The following is a 2,024-nucleotide window of genomic DNA, read 5'->3' as shown; positions in this document are numbered from 1 at the left end:
CTTGTGCACTCGGCCCCCGGCCTGGAAAACCGAGTTTGTCAAAGCGCCAGCGAGTCCCGGAGCGACGAGTGATTATCCCCAGGAATCTCGGTTAGACACCGTTGGATCGAGAAGATCACCCGCGCGATTGTTGCCACCCGCGGGTTTTCTCTGCGGCGTCAGCCCCCGGATCGCGAAACGGCTGACGCATACCCTGTGGATTGGCGAATGCCGCCGACTATGGTCGCGCTATCGACGCGCCCGATTGAACCTCGGTACTCCGACTTGCGCTATAAACACTCGGTATCCTGCTACTGCCTCAAGCCGGCATTGAATCAATCCTGTGGTCAGTCAGTTGCCAGCGGGTAGGTCAGGTGCGGTGCCACCGCTTTAAAATATAGACAGGTTTCTTCGCGTGGAGCCCCATCCATGATCTGTGGGCCGTTGCACGTTGTAAAGTTCCTCAATAGAGACAAAGCCAATCAAATGGGAAACTCGAAATATGCAGAATGACGCTGAAGCACCGCAGGTCCAGTTGTTGCAGCTCACCGCCGACATAGTGGCGGCATATGTCCAGAAGAACGCCATTCCGGCGGCCGGTCTTCCCGAATTGATCGCCAGCGTCAATTCTGCCTTGTCGGGATTGGGTCAGCCGGTGGAAGCGACGCCGCCCGCGCTTGTTCCGGCAGTCAATCCAAAAAAGTCCGTGTTTCCCGATTACATCATCAGCCTGGAGGACGGACGCAAGTTCAAGTCTATGAAGCGCCACCTTGGGTTGCTGGGAATGACACCCGACGAGTACAGAGCCAGGTGGGGGCTCGCCAAGGACTATCCCATGGTTGCACCGAGCTACGCGGCCCAGCGGTCAGCCCTCGCGAAATCCAGCGGACTCGGCCGCAAGCCAACTGCAAAAACGCCGTTGAGGAAAACACCAGCGAATCGGAAAGCTAAGGCCTAACAACAGGTGTCTATCAAAGGCGGCGGGGCAACCTGGATCACAAGGCAAGCATCACAATATCGCTCGGCTCCAAATATCGGCCTGGATAACAAATACCGTCCTCTGTTGAAAGCGACCGTGAGCCATCATCAGCTCTGACGAATGGCTGCAACCGATGGATGGTGAGACCACCGGACACTCATTGGGAGACCCCAGGGCGCAGCGTCCAATCTCATATGGTGCGGGGATGGCGGTAGGCTGCGGCGGCTGATCGGCCTCGCAGCTGTTCAGAGACAGGAAACTGCTCCATCCTTTTACCAGTTGCTCCGTTACGGCCGCAGCAATCTAGTGCGTGGTGCCTCCGCGCTCGGCATGTAGACAAGTTCTTCACCTGGAGACGCATTCATGATCGGCGGGCGTGTTGCCGTCTCTCTTGGTACTTTCGATTTGTGCAAACAATCCATAATTACGATAAGACGTTTCACTATCTCCGTTTCGAGGTCCAATGTCTGAAGTGGACTGGCTGAGCCATCTCCTGCAAATCATCACCGTGACCGGCCAGCTCGAGGTCCGCTGCGCCTATGGTGCACCGTGGCGCGTTGCCTGGAACAAGGCTGCCGCGAACGAAATTCCCTACCACGTCATAGTCAAGGGCCGGGCCATTCTCGAGGATCCGAAGACGAGAGCGGCGCGGGAGCTGCTGAGCGGAGATATTGTGCTGCTGCCTCACGGCGCGGCGCATGTACTGCACGACGGTAGCGGGCAAACACCAATTCCTACCCAGCAACGCCGGGGGTCAGCCGGATGGATGCTGAGCGAGAATGATGGCGAGGGCGAGCAACTGGATCTGCTGTGTGGGCGATTTTTTATCGCGCCGCCCCATGATCGACTGATCCGCAACTACCTGCCCGCCAACCTGGTGACACGCGCTGTGGACAGCCATGGAGAAGACGGCATGGGGTCCGCATCCAACCAACTTGCCGGTCTTGTCGGGCTGATGCGGATGGAGTCCTCCGGTGACAGGGCGGGAGGGCGCGCCATTCTCAACCCGCTTTCCTCGGCGCTTTTCACACTGGTACTGCGCGCGGCGAGCCAATCCGGGAAAGCC

General features: G+C 58.3%; 2 protein-coding genes. Both read left to right on the top strand.

What is annotated here, in order from left to right; genetic code table 11:
* Nucleotides 1–481: 481 nt before the first annotated feature.
* Nucleotides 482–937 carry a MucR family transcriptional regulator gene (locus EN925_RS33465; RefSeq protein ID WP_063170838.1) on the top strand — a complete coding sequence of 152 codons (456 nt, stop codon included), beginning with the start codon at nt 482–484 and terminating at the stop codon, nt 935–937.
* A 484-nt stretch (nt 938–1,421) separates the two neighbouring features.
* A partial coding sequence (locus tag EN925_RS33460) for a cupin domain-containing protein (protein ID WP_164894577.1) occupies nt 1,422–2,024 on the top strand: 603 nt, incomplete at its 3' end.

It is taken from the genome of Mesorhizobium sp. M7A.F.Ca.US.006.04.2.1 (assembly GCF_004022915.1).
In the GTDB taxonomy this organism is placed as follows: domain Bacteria; phylum Pseudomonadota; class Alphaproteobacteria; order Rhizobiales; family Rhizobiaceae; genus Mesorhizobium; species Mesorhizobium ciceri.
Note: the sequence above shows the minus strand (reverse complement) of the source record. Positions and strands in the feature narration are given on the sequence as shown.